General features: G+C 42.6%; 7 protein-coding genes and 1 pseudogene. 7 read left to right on the forward strand and 1 reads right to left on the reverse strand.

The features are described from left to right. A pseudogene (locus tag BM299_RS19770) lies at positions 1–234 on the reverse strand (IS1380 family transposase); the annotation flags it as partial. Between the two features lie 130 nt (positions 235–364). Between BM299_RS19770 and BM299_RS17715 the strand changes: the two are divergent. The 7 genes from BM299_RS17715 (at position 365) to BM299_RS17750 (ending at position 14,868) form a co-directional block, all read left to right on the forward strand. Further along, positions 365–2,698 carry a helicase-related protein gene (locus BM299_RS17715; protein ID WP_092487601.1) on the forward strand — a complete coding sequence of 778 codons (2,334 nt, stop codon included), beginning with the start codon at positions 365–367 and terminating at the stop codon, positions 2,696–2,698. Positions 2,699–3,291: 593 nt separating this feature from the next. Then, complete coding sequence (locus tag BM299_RS17720) at positions 3,292–4,575, forward strand: hypothetical protein (protein WP_131820682.1); 1,284 nt, start codon at positions 3,292–3,294, stop codon at positions 4,573–4,575. 90 nt (positions 4,576–4,665) lie between these two features. Then, entirely contained in the window at positions 4,666–6,672 is a 2,007-nt protein-coding gene (locus BM299_RS17725) for a type I restriction-modification system subunit M (RefSeq protein WP_092487607.1), read from the forward strand. A 21-nt stretch (positions 6,673–6,693) separates the two neighbouring features. Next, entirely contained in the window at positions 6,694–8,058 is a 1,365-nt protein-coding gene (locus tag BM299_RS17730; RefSeq protein ID WP_092487609.1) for a restriction endonuclease subunit S, read from the forward strand. Positions 8,059–8,076: 18 nt separating this feature from the next. Then, the gene (locus BM299_RS17735) at positions 8,077–11,070 is read left to right on the forward strand and encodes a type I restriction endonuclease subunit R (RefSeq protein ID WP_092487612.1); all 2,994 of its coding nucleotides are present in this window, start codon (positions 8,077–8,079) and stop codon (positions 11,068–11,070) included. 822 nt (positions 11,071–11,892) lie between these two features. Next, positions 11,893–12,204, forward strand: a complete 312-nt coding sequence (locus BM299_RS17740) for an SWIM zinc finger family protein (protein WP_092487615.1) — start codon at positions 11,893–11,895, stop codon at positions 12,202–12,204. A gap of 972 nt (positions 12,205–13,176) precedes the next feature. Next, on the forward strand, positions 13,177–14,868 hold the full coding sequence (locus tag BM299_RS17750) for a hypothetical protein (RefSeq protein WP_092487621.1): 1,692 nt from the start codon (positions 13,177–13,179) through the stop codon (positions 14,866–14,868). Positions 14,869–15,175: the final 307 nt, after the last annotated feature.

Below are 15,175 nucleotides of genomic sequence, written 5' to 3' on the forward strand. Positions count from 1 at the left end.
AAAGTCGTCTTCTCTAAACGGCTCAATGTGATCGAAGTCGCTTTTTCCCTGGCACAATAAGCCAATGTATGAAGTAACCACATCACCATGTGATATATTTGGTGTGTATACACCTGGAATGCTTGATTTATCAAGTCGCTTTTTTAGGTCGGTTTTAGCAATAAGAGCACCTACAAATGTAAGCCCGGAATGAGTAGTAAGGTATTCGTTAGACTGTTCGATAATGAATCTCATGTGTGCACCCCACAGGTGAAATATTAGTATCTTAATTATCTTAGCGTATCTTTATTATACTAAATATTTCACCTGTTATGGGCGGTTTTCTAATATTTAGTTCACGGATTCAGGAAAGATTTTGCAAGCTATGCAAGATTATGAAAGCCAGTGGCAAAAACAGATAGACACATGGAAAATGGAAATTACCAGTGAGGAATTAGCCTGGCGCATAAAGGATTTGCAGGCTTTTCAAAAGGAAAAAAACCGTTTTGAGGCAGGCATTGATATCATTCAAAAAGTGCCATTAGTGAAAAGAGCATTTTGCTTGATGAACGAAGCTTTTTATGAGGTTGATAAATTAAGGGAAACGCCACATGAAAGCTGGAGAATGTTTCAAATTGTATTTATTGTGTCTATATTACCGGACTTGGTGGGCAGGGAATACCCGGATCTTGATAATAATGGTACCGATACGGTAGACGTATTATGGTTCCCTACCGGTGGAGGTAAAACGGAAAGTTATCTTGGTATTGCCATTTTCCAAGCTTTTTTTGATCGACTACGTGGTAAAAAAGGCGGTGTATCTTCGTGGATTCGCTTTCCTTTGCGCTTGCTAAGCTTGCAGCAGTTCCAAAGGATAGTGGAAATCTACGCTCAGGCGGAAAAAATACGCAGAAAACACGAAGACTTAGCACAGCAGGGTATGGAACCGTTTTCTGTTGGTTACTTTGCAGGCGGACAGAACACACCCAACAAAATAACTGAGAAAATGAGAAAGTTAAACATTGAGTATGAAAACTTCTTTGACAGGTACAAAATGGTTGAAAAATGTCCATTTTGCAACCAGAAATCCATAGAAATTTTCTTTGATGAAAACAAAATGCAACTTGAACACAGGTGTAATAATGAAAGCTGTTCGGAAAAAACGCTGCCTTTATATATTGTGGATCAGGAAATTTTCCGTTATCTACCAACTATGTTGGTAGGCACAGTGGACAAAATCGCTTCCATTGGCATGCAAAGGAGGTTCACCCACTTACTCGGCAATGTTAATGAAAGATGTTCTTACCACGGTTATATGAGTTGCGGTGAATGCACGGAAGATGCCAGATGCGATTTACCCAAAGAGGCCGTTAATTTATACGACGCGGCTCCTGCTCTGGTGATTCAAGACGAGCTTCACTTATTAAAGGAAAGCTTTGGCACCTTTGCCTCTCATTACGAGGGTTTCGTTCAGATGCTGCAAAACAAAACTTCAGGCGGCAAGAATTTTAAAATTATTGCCGCTACAGCTACCATTGAAAAATATGAAAACCACATCCAGCAGCTCTATAACAAGAAACCACGTAGATTTCCGGTAGCGGGGTATGAACTGGGTAGTTCTTTTTATGCCCGGGAAAAAGATTATCTGGGTAGATTGTTTGTGGGAGTAATGCCGCACAACAAGACACACCTGGCGGCCACCCAGGAACTTATCAAAACATTTCATATGGTTATCCAGGATATAAGAAAAGACCCTGATATTATCAATAAAATAGGCTTGGAAACTATAAAAACTAAAGAAGAATTGGAACTATTCCTTCTTGACTATGAAACCTCGCTTTTATATGTAAATTCCAAGGATGCCGGTTCTTCCATTAGTAGAATGATTGAATCCAGCCAGATCAACGGATACCTTACGGAAAACGGTTATATGCCTATACAGCCGGTAGAGCTAAACGGTGACTCTACTTTTGCCAAGATTCGCAGCACGCTGGATGTATTGGAGAATCCTCCTGCTGAAAGGGATAAGCAAATCGATGCCGTAATAGCCACCAGCTTGATAAGTCACGGTGTAGATGTGGAGAGGTTAAACTTTATGATTTTCCACGGCATGCCGGCGCATGTGGCAGAGTATATCCAATCCAGCAGCCGGGTGGGGCGGACGCATGTGGGCATTTGTTTTATGTGTTTTAGCCCCGGGCGGGAAAGGGATATTGGTTATTTTAATTATTTCAGCAAATTTAACGAATTTAGTAACCGTTTAGTGGAACCGGTGCCCATTAACCGATGGTCCAAGTTTAGCGTACAAAAGACGCTTCCGGGTTTGTTCATGGGGCTTGTCCTGCAATATTACCAGCCGCGCATCCGGCATAAAATAGCCAGAAACCTATGGTTCAGCGATGGGCTGCGGGAAGCATTGTCCAAGGGTTATATTCCTAAAGAAGAAGTTTTTGACTTTCTTAAAGAAGCATATGGAATAAAACAAGACGACCCGGGTACAAAACATTTTATTAAAGAAATTAGAAAAGGATTGGAATTAATATATCTGCATTTCATTAATCCTAAAAATGAAAAAACTACCGAACAGCTTAAGGAAATATTCGGGTACATGCCCATGACCAGCCTGCGTGATATTGATGAACAAATTCCTATATCCAAAGATATTCCTTCCAACGATTTTCTTTCCAAAATGAGGTACAGAAGGAGCCGGAAACCATGAGTAAGCCGATGCATAGAGGGAAAACCCAGGTTTTATACGCCTATCTGCCCCGCAAAACTTTTGATTACGAAGACGAACCTTATATTTTTGTAGTTAAAGATGTTGTATCCCATGCAATTGACAAAAAGGATACTGATATATTTTATATAAGCAATAAAATCATTCGTTATATTCGCCGGTGGGATGAAAACCACAGAGATTTTCCCAGCAGTTTGAACTTGAATAGTTTTTACTTTGCCCAAATAAACCAGGTGCAAGGGAGATTATTTCCGCTTTTATTTGAATGTTCCAATACCAAATGCAAAAAAATACACCAATACCGCGATATCCAAACTGACATTGATATAATTCGCTGCACTAAGTGCGGTTCAGCACTGGAGCAAATTGACCTGGTGGCTGTGCATGAGTGCGGGCGGTTAAGTCCTATTTATGTGCGCAAATGCCCGGTGCATGGAGATGAGCACATTGTTCTAGAAAGGCGAGGTAGCGCCCAGATAACAAATTATGAATGGCGCTGTCGGGTACCCGGGTGCACCCAAAAAGCGAGCAGGTTATTTCAACATTGCAATTGTCAGGAAGATCCCAGACCCAGAATGACCATTGTAAACCACAACCGTTCCTTAACGTACTACCCACATTCAATTACTATGATCAATTTAAAAGATAACAGCCGCGAAAAAAAATACGAAGATGAAGTTATCTACGGCAAAATCGTGGCTGCAGCTTATTTAAAACTATTTGATTACGGCAAGCAAAGCCTACTATCTATGCTTTCCGACGCGCAGGAAAAGGATGATAATATTGAAAAAATGAGACTCTTGCTTGAGTCTATGGGACTGACCCAGGAACAAATTGAAATGCAAATAAACACTATGCTGCAGCAGTCGCAAAACAACCAGGCCAAAAGCCAAAAAGAAAGAATCATAGAAAGAGTAGAGCACTTAATTAAAATAGATGACGAAAAAATAAAATATGTCAGTGATGAGCTATACGAATACATCAGAATTAATACCCAGATTAACGGTAACCAAGAGATCAAAATTCACTCGCTGGATAGCTTATTGGAAAAAGAACAAGACAGCCATTTTGAACAACGTGTTATTGAAAGCAAAGAGACCATTAGTTTATTGGGTTTGCGAGATGTAACGTTAATTGAAGATTTGCCAATTACCTATGCTGCCTTTGGCTACTCAAGAATATCCCGCATACCCAATCAGGCTAAATTAAATAGTTTCCCTATGGACTCTGTTGATAAATATCATTACCCGGTGTATATGGATACCACAAAAACCGAGGCTTTGCACTTCCAATTGGACCTCAGAAGGGTATTAACCTGGCTTCAAGTCAACGGCATTATTAATGAAGATATCCACCGGCTCAGTGAAGAAGAGGTCAAAGTTTGGTTTATTAACCACATGGAAGAGGTTGACTTATTCGGTGAGGTAGCTAATAAAGAAACGAAGAACGGTGAAATCACTTACTATTTGTTTACTTTATTGCATAGCTTCTCACACCTGGTTTTAAGGCAGTGCACCATGCTGAGCGGTTTTGACTTGAACACTTTAAGCGAATACCTGTTGCCTAAAACCATGTCTTTTATGATTTATGTTAACAACCGCTCATCCTTTATCATTGGCGGCTTATTCACCGTTTTTGAGCAAAGCTTGCAAAACCTCCTTTATAAAGTTAAAGACGAGGGGGATTATTGCGTATATGACCCGGTATGCAAGGATGAAAAGGGTGCGTGTCACGCTTGCATGCATATAGCTGAGTTTAGTTGCTCAGCCTTTAACAGGAATCTGGATCGAAATTATTTATATAGTGGAATCAATCGAAGGACTAAAAAGGAAATTATTGGGTATTTTGATATAAACTAAAAAATATTTTTATCAGAATATAAGTAAGCGAATCTGAGATAGTAAACATTTAATGATATTTGCCTTAGGACATAAGGAAGGAGCACAGTAATGATAAACTTTCAAGAGAAAGCTAACTTTATCTGGTCTATTGCTGAATTACTACGCGGTGACTATAAGCAGTCCGAGTACGGCAGAGTTATTCTACCCATGACAGTTTTGCGGCGCCTGGACTGCGTGTTGGAACCAACCAAAGATAAGGTACTAAAACAGCTGCCGCAGTTGGAAAAAATGAACATCCAAAACATCGGGCCTGTTTTAAATAAAGTTACCGGTGTAAACTTTCATAATACAAGTCCCTATAACTTTAAAAAACTTTTAGACGACCCTAACAATATAGCGGCAAACCTGCGCAACTATATAAATGGTTTTTCTTCTGACGCTTATGACATTATAAATTACTTTAACTTTAACGTGCAGATTGACCGGCTGGACGATGCCAACCTGCTGTACTTGATTGTGGGAAGGTTCGCCGAGATTGACCTCCACCCGGACCGGGTGAGCAATATTGAAATGGGCTACATATTTGAAGAATTAATCCGCCGCTTTGCCGAGCAATCCAACGAAACCGCCGGGGAGCACTTTACCCCCCGGGAAGTTATTCGCTTGATGGTAAACCTGTTGTTCAACGAAGATTACTCCGATGAATTGGTTAAGAAGGGCATTGTGCGTAAAATATATGACCCTGCCTGTGGTACCGGTGGCATGCTCAGCGTGGCCGCGGAATACCTGGCCGATTTAAACCCCGACGCCCAGCTTAAAGCCTTTGGCCAGGAGCTGAATCCTGAATCCTACGCCATTTGCAAGGCGGATATGATGGTAAAGGGCCAGGACCCTTCACGTATTAAGTTTGGCAACAGCTTTACCAATGACGGCCTTAAAGACGAGAAGTTTGACTATATGCTATCCAACCCGCCCTTTGGCGTCGAGTGGAAAAAGGTGCAAAAAGAGATAAAAGACGAGCATGATAATTTAGGCTATGCCGGGCGTTTCGGCGCCGGGTTGCCCCGGGTAAGTGACGGTTCACTGTTGTTCCTACAGCACATGATATCCAAAATGAAGCCGGTGCAGGAAGGCGGCAGCCGTTTAGCCATCGTTTTTAACGGTTCCCCGCTGTTCACCGGTGGCGCGGAATCCGGTGAAAGCAACATTCGCCGCTGGATTATAGAGAATGATTGGCTGGAAGCAATTGTTGCCCTGCCCGACCAGCTTTTCTACAACACAGGTATTTCTACTTATATCTGGGTGTTAACAAACCGAAAGAGTGAAAAGCGCAAGGGTAAAGTGCAGCTAATTAATGCTGTAAACTTCTACCAGAAGATGCGCAAGAGCCTGGGGGCTAAACGCCATGAACTGGGCGAGGACCATATTGCCGAAATTACCAGGATACACGGTGAGTTTAAAGAGGGCAAATACAGCAAAACTTTCGATAACGAAGACTTCGGGTACCAGCGCATTACGGTGGAACGCCCGCTGCGTCTTAGTATCCAGGTGAATAGCGAGCTGATTGAAAAGTTAAAGGAACAGACAGCCTTTAAAAACCTGGCCGTATCCCGCAAAAAAGGTGCGGCTGCCAGGGCGGAGATAGAAGCAGGCCAGCAATACCAGCAGCAAATAATAGACGCTTTGCAAACAATGATATCGGATACAGTTTACAAAAACCGTGACGAGTTTATTAAACTACTGAAAAAAACGTTTAAAAAACAAGGTGTCACTTTAAATAGCACCTTGCAAAAGGCTATTATTTACGCTTTAGCGGAAAAAGATGAAACTGCCGATATCTGCTACGACAATAAGGGCAACATGGAACCGGACCCGGATTTGCGTGATTACGAAAACGTGCCATTGAAAGAGAATATTTATGAATACTTCGAGCGGGAAGTAAAACCCCACGTGCCCGATGTCTGGATTGATGAGGATAAAACCAAGATTGGGTACGAGATACCGTTCACCCGGCACTTTTATGAGTACAAGCCGTTGCGGCCGCTGGAGGAGATAGATAAGGAGATTAAGCAACTGGAGAATGAGATATTGGAACTACTGAAAGAGGTTACCTAATTAAGTGGAAAGGAAGTTTAGATGGTGGTATCTGTAAAGAGATATTTGGGTTATAAGAGGTATAAGGATTCAGGAATAGAATGGATTGGGGAAGTGCCTGAGCACTGGGATGTAACATTACTAAAACTATTATGTAAGCGTATTACTGATGGATCTCATTTTTCACCCGAAACAATTGATGATGGTTTTCCATATGTTACTGTTAAAGATGTTATTAATGGAAAAATAGATATAAAGAATTGTTCTAAAATTAGTTTTGATGATTTTTCAAAGCTTAGTAAAAACGGCTGCAGACCCTTAAAGAATGATATTTTATTGAGCAAAGATGGAACAATAGGGAGAGCTGCCATAGTTAAAGAAGAGAATATAGTTGTTCTGTCATCATTAGCTATAATTTCTCCTAAAGAAAATAAAGTATTATCTAATTTTCTGTATTATTGGTTAATTTCATCCATTAACATTGATCAAATGTATAGCTTTATAGCCGGTGCAGCTCTAAAAAGGTTAACGATCCAAACGCTAAATAAAATGATAATGATTGCTCCTACATTAGAAGAACAACAAAAAATTGCTGCTTTCCTTGACCGGGAAACATCAAAACTCGACCTGCTTGTTGAAAAAAAAGAGCGGTTAATTGAATTATTAAAAGAAAAACGGCAGGCAATTATTACCCAGGCAGTAACAAAAGGGCTTGACCCTAATGTGCCAATGAAAGATTCGGGGGTTGAGTGGTTGGGGGAAGTGCCTGAGCACTGGAATGTACTACAAATCAAACATATTGATAAAAATGATTCTGAAATTGCCCAAACAGGTCCTTTTGGTGCTCAATTGCATGCTAGTGACTATATTGATGAGGGAGTACCGTTAATTCTAATAAAACATATTAATGATTTTCAGATAGATTCTAATGACATGCCAAAGATCTCTGCTGTAAAAGCGGCACAGCTATCAATGTACCGCTTAAAAGAGAATGACATTGTATTTAGCAGAGTTGGAAGTATGGGAAGAACTGCTCTTATTAAAAAAGAGCAAGAAGAATGGCTTATATCAGGGCAGATGCTACGATTAAGAATAAAGAACAAAAATGTTAATAAACAATTTCTTGTTTACTTGTTTTCATCTGGCGTATCGTCTAATTATTTACAATTAATGTCTGTAGGAAGCACCCGTGAGTCCATTAATACAAACATTTTAAGGAATATGTTAATAGCTTTGCCCTCACTAAGAGAACAGCAGAGAATAATTGAATACCTAGATAATAAAACGTCAACAATAAACACCTTAATTAATAAGATACACCAACAAATCACAAAAATTAAAGAATACCGCCAGGCCCTTATATCCGCTGCCGTTACCGGCAAAATTGATGTTCGTGATGAAGTTTAAGGTGAAGGGAGTGAGCAAATGCCCATCGACAAGTCCGAAAAAGCGTTGGAAAATGTCATTGAAGCCCACCTATTAGAGGAGGGCGGGTATGCCAAGGGCAACCCCAACGAATTTGACCGGGACATGGCATTATTCCCTAACGATGTAATTACCTTCATTAAAAAAAGCCAGCCCGAGGTATGGGACAAACTAATTATCTACTTTGGAAATGAAGTAGAAAAGAAAATAATCCAGCGGCTGGTGCAGGTTCTAAACCGCAACGGTATGTTAAAGGTGCTACGGCGGGGGTTTGACCTTTATGACGTGCGTATAAAACTGGCTTTTTTCGCTCCCGCCAGCGGGCTAAACTACGAAATCATTGATAAATATAACGCCAATATTTTAAAAGTAACCCGGCAGGTGCACTACAGCACCAAAAACGAGAATTCACTGGACATGGTGTTAAGCCTGAACGGTCTGCCTATTGCTACGGTGGAGCTTAAAAACCAGTTTACCAATCAAACCGTTAAAGATGCCATGCGCCAGTACCGCGAAGACCGGGACCCCAGGGAGCCAATATTCCAGTTTAAAAAGCGGGCGCTGGTGCATTTTGCCGTTGATACCGATGAAGTGCACATGACCACCCGGTTAAATAGCGGCAAGACTTTTTTCCTGCCCTTTAATAAAGGTTATAACAGGGGAGCCGGCAACCCGCCGGACCCGGAAGGCGGTTTCCGTACCTCCTACCTGTGGCGGGAGGTCTGGCAACGGGACAGCATGCTGGATATTATCGGACGTTTTATGCACCTGCAGGTGGAAGAAAAGGTAAAAGACGGCCGGAAGATAACCAAAGAAACTCTGATTTTTCCCCGCTATCACCAGCTTGATGCTGTACGCAAGCTGGTACAGGATGTAAAGAAAAACGGAGCCGGTAAAAATTACTTAATTCAGCACTCCGCGGGCAGCGGCAAAAGTAACTCCATTGCCTGGCTGGCCCACCGGCTGTCTAACCTGCATGATTTCAATGACCAACCTGTCTTTAATTCTATTGTGGTAATTACCGACCGCATTGTGCTGGACCGCCAGTTACAGGACACTATCTATCAGTTTGAACATGCCCAGGGTGTAGTTCGCAAGATAGACCAGGATTCTCACCAGTTGGCCCATGCTTTAGTAAGTGGTGCCAAAATAATAATTACTACTATACAGAAATTCCGCTTTATTGTAGAGGAAATTGAGCAGCAGGTGGGTAAAAAGTTTGCCATTATCGTGGATGAAGCCCATAGTTCCCAGAGCGGTGAAAATGCCAATGCTTTAAAGGAAGTGCTGGCGGCCAAGTCCCTGGAAGAAGCGGAAGAACTGCAAAAGAAACTGGATGCTGTTCAGGATGAGGCTGAAAAAGAAATATTAATGAAACTTTCCAAACGTGGGCCCCAAAGTAACTTAAGTTTTTTTGCTTTTACCGCCACGCCAAAATCAAAAACACTGGAGATGTTCGGTGAAAAAGGCTCTGATGGAAAGCCTGTGCCCTTTCACTTGTATTCAATGCGCCAGGCCATAGAAGAGGGCTTTATCCTGGACGTGCTCAAAAACTACATGACCTATAAAACATATTACAAGCTGGCTAAAATGATTGAGGAAGACCCTACCGTGGATAAGAAAAAGGCCAGGCGCGCTATTGCTCGTTTTGTAAGCCTGCACCCCCACAACCTGGCGCAAAAGACAGAAGTTATGATAGAACACTTTCGGCGGGTCACCAGGCACAAAATCGGCGGACGGGCCAAGGCTATGGTGGTGACCGGCTCACGCTTGCACGCCTTGCGTTATAAACATCACTTTGACAAGTATATTAAAGACAAAGGATACACAGATATTAGGACGCTGGTAGCGTTTTCCGGTAAAGTGCTTGAGGACGACGGGCAGGAATATACCGAAGCTCAAATAAACGGTTTTGGTGAAAAAGAACTGCCCGGTAAGTTTGACAGCGATGATTACCAGGTACTGATTGTGGCTGATAAATATCAGACCGGTTTTGACCAGCCTTTATTGCATACCATGTTTGTAGACAAAAAACTCACCGGTATTCAGGCGGTGCAGACTCTTTCCCGGTTAAACCGGACCCACCCGGGTAAAACAGACACTTTTGTGCTGGACTTTGTTAATGAAGCAGAAGATATTAAAAAAGCTTTGATGCCTTATTATGAAAAAACTGAGCTGGAAGAACCTACGGATTTGAACCTGGTATTTGACTTAAAAAACAAGCTAGATGATTTTCAAATCTACCTACAGTCAGAAGTTGAAGCGTTCTGCAAAACTTTCTTTAAGCCCAAGAGCAAGCAAAACAAAAGTGACTTGGGTAAACTGCATAAATATATAGACCCGGCTGTTGACCGTTATAAAGAAAGGCCCGAAGATGAACAAGAAGAATTTAAGTTAGCCCTAACATCATATGTACGGTTATATTCCTTCATCTCACAAATTGCGCCCTTTCAGTCTGCAGAATTACTTAAACTGCATGCCTATGGACAAATGCTGCTGAGTAAGCTGCCTAAAAACCGTGACACCGGTAGTATTAAGCTGGATAACGAGGTGGATATGGAGTATTACCGCCTGGAGGAAACAAGCAGGGGCAGCATCTCGCTTATAAATGAAGAACAACCCAAGTTAAAAGGAGTTACCCATGCCGGCACCGGCAAAAAAGCGGAAGAAGATCAGGTGAAACTATCTACCATTATCGATATATTAAATGAACGGTATGGAACAGACTTTACCGACGCTGATAAACTCTTCTTCGATTCTATTGAGGAAGAAATGATGCAAAACGAAACGGTTGTCCAATCGGCCCAAAATAATACTAAAGAAAACTTCAAGTACGTGTTTGATGAAATATTTATGTCAGCGGTCATTGATAGAATGGGGCAAAACCAGGAAATATTCGCCAAGTTGATGGATGACCAGGACTTCCAATCAACTGTTAAAGGATATATGATCGATGCCATTTATAATAGAGTACAGCAAAGTCAACAGGGTTAATTATTTTAAGCCATAGAGACATCCAGGAACAGATGCATCGTTTTGAGGAAGAGAATGCTCGTCGTTCCCTCATACCTCATAAAGCAGGTCAGGTCAAAAATGAAGCCGCACATCACCAGGGCCAGCTTTAGGGCCAAATCTTTCGGGTCGGCCCTGGTCATGTGCGGCTTTTATTGTACTGTGCATGTCATACCTTTGGGGTAGGCGTGCATGTCGGCCAGGCGCGCCTGCCCCTGCCGGCAACGTCACTTCATTTTCCCCGCCCTCCATACCTAACCGGCAACGCCTGTTCTGCCCCAATGCCGCGCTACGCCGGCACTGTCTAATTTAAAACCCTAAGCTCCGGCACCTCGGGTGATTTTTTGTCCCTAACCGGCAGCCGCAGGCGCCCCTGGCCAGCTCACGGGTCCTTCAACCCCCAACCCCCCAAACCCCTCGCCCCCAATCTTGGGGGCCGGGGGGCTTTTACCGGCAGCGCCGGGTGCCATTCCACTGTAACCACTCCGGTCTTTCCACTATACCGCTGCCTCACCAGGCGGGCCGGTTAGGTGTTAGCTACCGCGCACCATTTTATTGTAATAGCTCCGGCGGGCTTGGGGCCCGCTTTGCAGCGCAGAAAGTATTAGCTCCGCGCGTCTGCCGCGCGGTAACCGGCCCGCCTGGTGTGCCCTCGTCAAGGGTACGTGGAATAAAATTTTTTCCCTCGGCTTTTATGTCAAAAATATGGGGTCGGAAAAATTTTTATTCCGCCCGTCGCAAGCTTGCGGCCCTTGACAAGGGCACCGGCAGCGGTGCTGCTCCAGCAAAAAGGAGTGGTTGCAGATGTTGCGCAGGTTGCTTGGTAAGGTTGAAGATGGCCGGTTTGGCCGGGCGCTGGCCGGCATACAGGCCGGCTGGCAGTGGGAGTGCGTTGTGCGGTGTACGGAGCGGGTTGAGGGGCTGGTGCTGTACGGTGATAAGCGGTACCGGGTGGCCATCGAGCAGCGGGGTGCCCGCTGCGTAGCGCGGTGCAGTTGCGACGACGCGGTGGCACGCGGGGTGCTGTGCAAGCACATCGCCTTTGCGGCAATGGCGGAGCTGGCGGCCGCAGCGGCGGCACGCAGCGCGCACCGGCCGCTGCCGGAGCTGGGCTAGGCCCGGCTCCTTTTTTGGTCGCGGCGGCGGGTGGCGGCCGCACCCCGGGGGAACGGGCGGTAGTCATCACCCAGAGGGTATACCGGAGGGTATTAAGGAAACGCCAGGCGCCGGCCGGGTCCGGGGCATTTCTCCGGGGCAACCCGGCCGGCCCCTGGCATTTTAATTCAACTTTGCCGGGGTCGGGCAGAGTGCCGGCTTTGCCTTTTGGGTTATAACTACGTGGTCCTGCAAAGCCGGCACACTGCCCAGCTTCCGGGTCCTTGTGCATGCCTTTCTCTGGGGTCGGCTTTCGGGTCACGGCCGCGGGCAAAAAGCGCCCGCCGCCTGCTATGGGGTCATGTGCGCCGGGCTTTAAAGCCCGGCACGGGCCGGCAGAGTGCCCGGGCTGGCTATGGTCATACTCACGGGTCGCTCGGGTACACTGCCGGAAGGAAGGCATCTGTCCCGACCTGGTCTGGGGTATTCCTCTGGGGTTGCCAGGTCGGCACCGGTTCCTTTGATTGTAAGCACGAGCATGGGGTCGGGGAAGACTGCCGGGCATGCTGCTTACGGGTATGTTTTGGGGTCACGCATGTCCGGCAAACTGCCCTTGCTATGGGGTCCTGCTCTGGCCGGCAGCTGCCGGCTGGAGCTACAAAACTGGATTTTAGGTCTTTAGTAAGTAAATGTTTATCATTCGACGTATTGCTCCATTTTTCATCAAAGGTTAATTAGCATGATTGTAGAATTTTATCATATTTCCTAAAGACAAAGCTAATATATCCTGATGGCGGGAGACAGCTTTGTGTTTGTTGCCATAGCAATAACAGGGTATAGTATATAACTTTTTGATACAGTCTCTAATGTCTATAATGGGAAGTTGGGATAACCCATAATCATCAAAGTCGAATTTTCTAATTTACATAAAAATTTATTATTATATATTTTTCCTTATAGTGTTGCACGATTATTATGAAAGGGGGAATTTCGTTGAAAATCGACTTGCATTGTCATACAAAGAAAACAAAAAGTGGCGATCCTCTTACTCGTAATGTCAGCTGGAATATTTTTGCAGAAAAAATTACCAACGCTGATGTAAAAATCGTGGCATTAACAAATCATAATCATTTTGATTGTGACCAGTATGACACTTTTTCTGCTGCTACAAATGGATTTTGCCAGATTTGGCCCGGTGTAGAACTTGATATTATCAACTCGGCAAGTAAGCGATGGCATTTAATTATAATAGCAAACCCAAACAAATTATCTTTATTTGATAAATCTATTAGTGAATTAGTATGCGGTAAACATCCTGACCACTGTTGCTGGAACCTGAATGAAATATATTCTTATTTAAATCAATGTGATGTATTATATATACCACATTTTCATAAAAAACCAGAGATTCCAGAAGAAGATATTGAAGAATTACATGCTATCGTTGGGGATAGATGGAGAATATTCTATGAAGCACCTAACTATAAAAGCCTAAGTATTTTTGCTAACCATTCAATAAACACCTTAATTGGAAGTGATGTGAAAGATTGGAGTACTTACGAAGAGTCAACTTTTGCAGATCTTCGGCTTCCAGTTGAAAGTTATGAACAATTCTGTTTACTTGCGCAAAGGAACGAGCCAGTTGTAAACACATTGCTAAGTAGTAAAAAAATTCATAAATTCGAAGTATCCCCACACAAAGATGTAAAAATCCAACTTCAAATATACGAAGATATTAACATTGTTTTTGGACAAAAAGGTACAGGAAAAAGTGAGATATTAAAATCCCTTAAAAGTAAATTAGTTGAAAAAGGTTTAAAATGCAAAGAATATTTTGGGTCACAAAAAGAAGACAATTTTAAAGATTTTTTAAAAACCAATGATATGAAAAACGACCCTCAGTTAGTCTCTGCTGAACTTTGTGAAGACGAATTTAAAAAAATCATGAATTGGGAAGATGTTAACCCCACTTTCTTTTCGAATTACGTAAAATGGATAGATACCCGTGGCAATAGTAAAAACAAGTCAAGTATGAAGATTACTAATGCCGTTAGAGAGAATGCGAACAACCAGGATGCTTTTGAGAAGGTTGAAAAAGACCATAATATTGTAAAAAAGCATTTTGAGAAAATTGAGCAAATTAACTTTGGGGATTACCTGTCCACGGAAGATAGTTCATTATTGAAACAATTGTTAGCTAAACTAGCCCAAGAAATCAGGAGTAAATTATTAATAGAGACAATAGATAAACACTCGTTATACTTATCAAATTTTTCAGTAGATACAATCAAGTCAATTGCCGATAAAAAGACTGATTCACTTTCCAAACCTTCCTCAACCGGTTACATTGAATTCGTGCAAAAAAGGCTTGAATTATTAAAAGCGTGCAAAAAAATCATTAACAACATTTCCGATAAAGAATATCGTGAAAAGCAGGTCCTAGGCGAGTTAGAAGATAAAGGAACCATTTTTGCGCAAAAAATCTATAGAATGATCTGCGATAAATCAGAAACAGCTGAATTCCAGCATGGAATCCGAATTCTTAAAAAAATTAAATCTAATTTCGAAGAAGTATGTACCAGGTTTTATGCACATGACATTATTAATGTTGTCGATACAATTAGAGATTGCTGTTCAAACGAAAATATTACAAGAGCCTGTTCGAAAAGCCCGTCTCTATCATGAAAAATAAAGAAATAATTACCAAAAATACCATGGCTATTTTGACAAAAATCATGTCTATTTATGCTAAACAATATTATCACGTAAATTGCGCTTAAAATTGGACAGAGATATCCTGTGGATTGTGGATAATGTTTTTTCAGGTATGAATTTAGTTTTATACACCAACCGGGTGTGTAAAACTATTGATTCGCATTTTATTCAAAAACTCATCCCGTTCCTTTGGAATAACGGTAGCACGCATATGTTTTATCATCAGCTTAATTAGTCTAAAGATGTCCGTCATTACAGTAAATATCTGCACCCTGGG

This window comes from Desulfoscipio geothermicus DSM 3669 (assembly GCF_900115975.1).
GTDB lineage: Bacteria > Bacillota > Desulfotomaculia > Desulfotomaculales > Desulfallaceae > Desulfoscipio > Desulfoscipio geothermicus.

Excerpts from the sequence above, each read along its gene's own strand:
- BM299_RS17715 (WP_092487601.1), top strand. The coding sequence starts at position 365 with ATGCAAGATTATGAAAGCCAGTGGCAAAAACAGATAGACACATGGAAA.
- BM299_RS17720 (WP_131820682.1), top strand. The coding sequence starts at position 3,292 with ATGACCATTGTAAACCACAACCGTTCCTTAACGTACTACCCACATTCA.
- BM299_RS17725 (WP_092487607.1), top strand. The coding sequence starts at position 4,666 with ATGATAAACTTTCAAGAGAAAGCTAACTTTATCTGGTCTATTGCTGAA.
- BM299_RS17730 (WP_092487609.1), top strand. The coding sequence starts at position 6,694 with ATGGTGGTATCTGTAAAGAGATATTTGGGTTATAAGAGGTATAAGGAT.
- BM299_RS17735 (WP_092487612.1), top strand. The coding sequence starts at position 8,077 with ATGCCCATCGACAAGTCCGAAAAAGCGTTGGAAAATGTCATTGAAGCC.
- BM299_RS17740 (WP_092487615.1), top strand. The coding sequence starts at position 11,893 with ATGTTGCGCAGGTTGCTTGGTAAGGTTGAAGATGGCCGGTTTGGCCGG.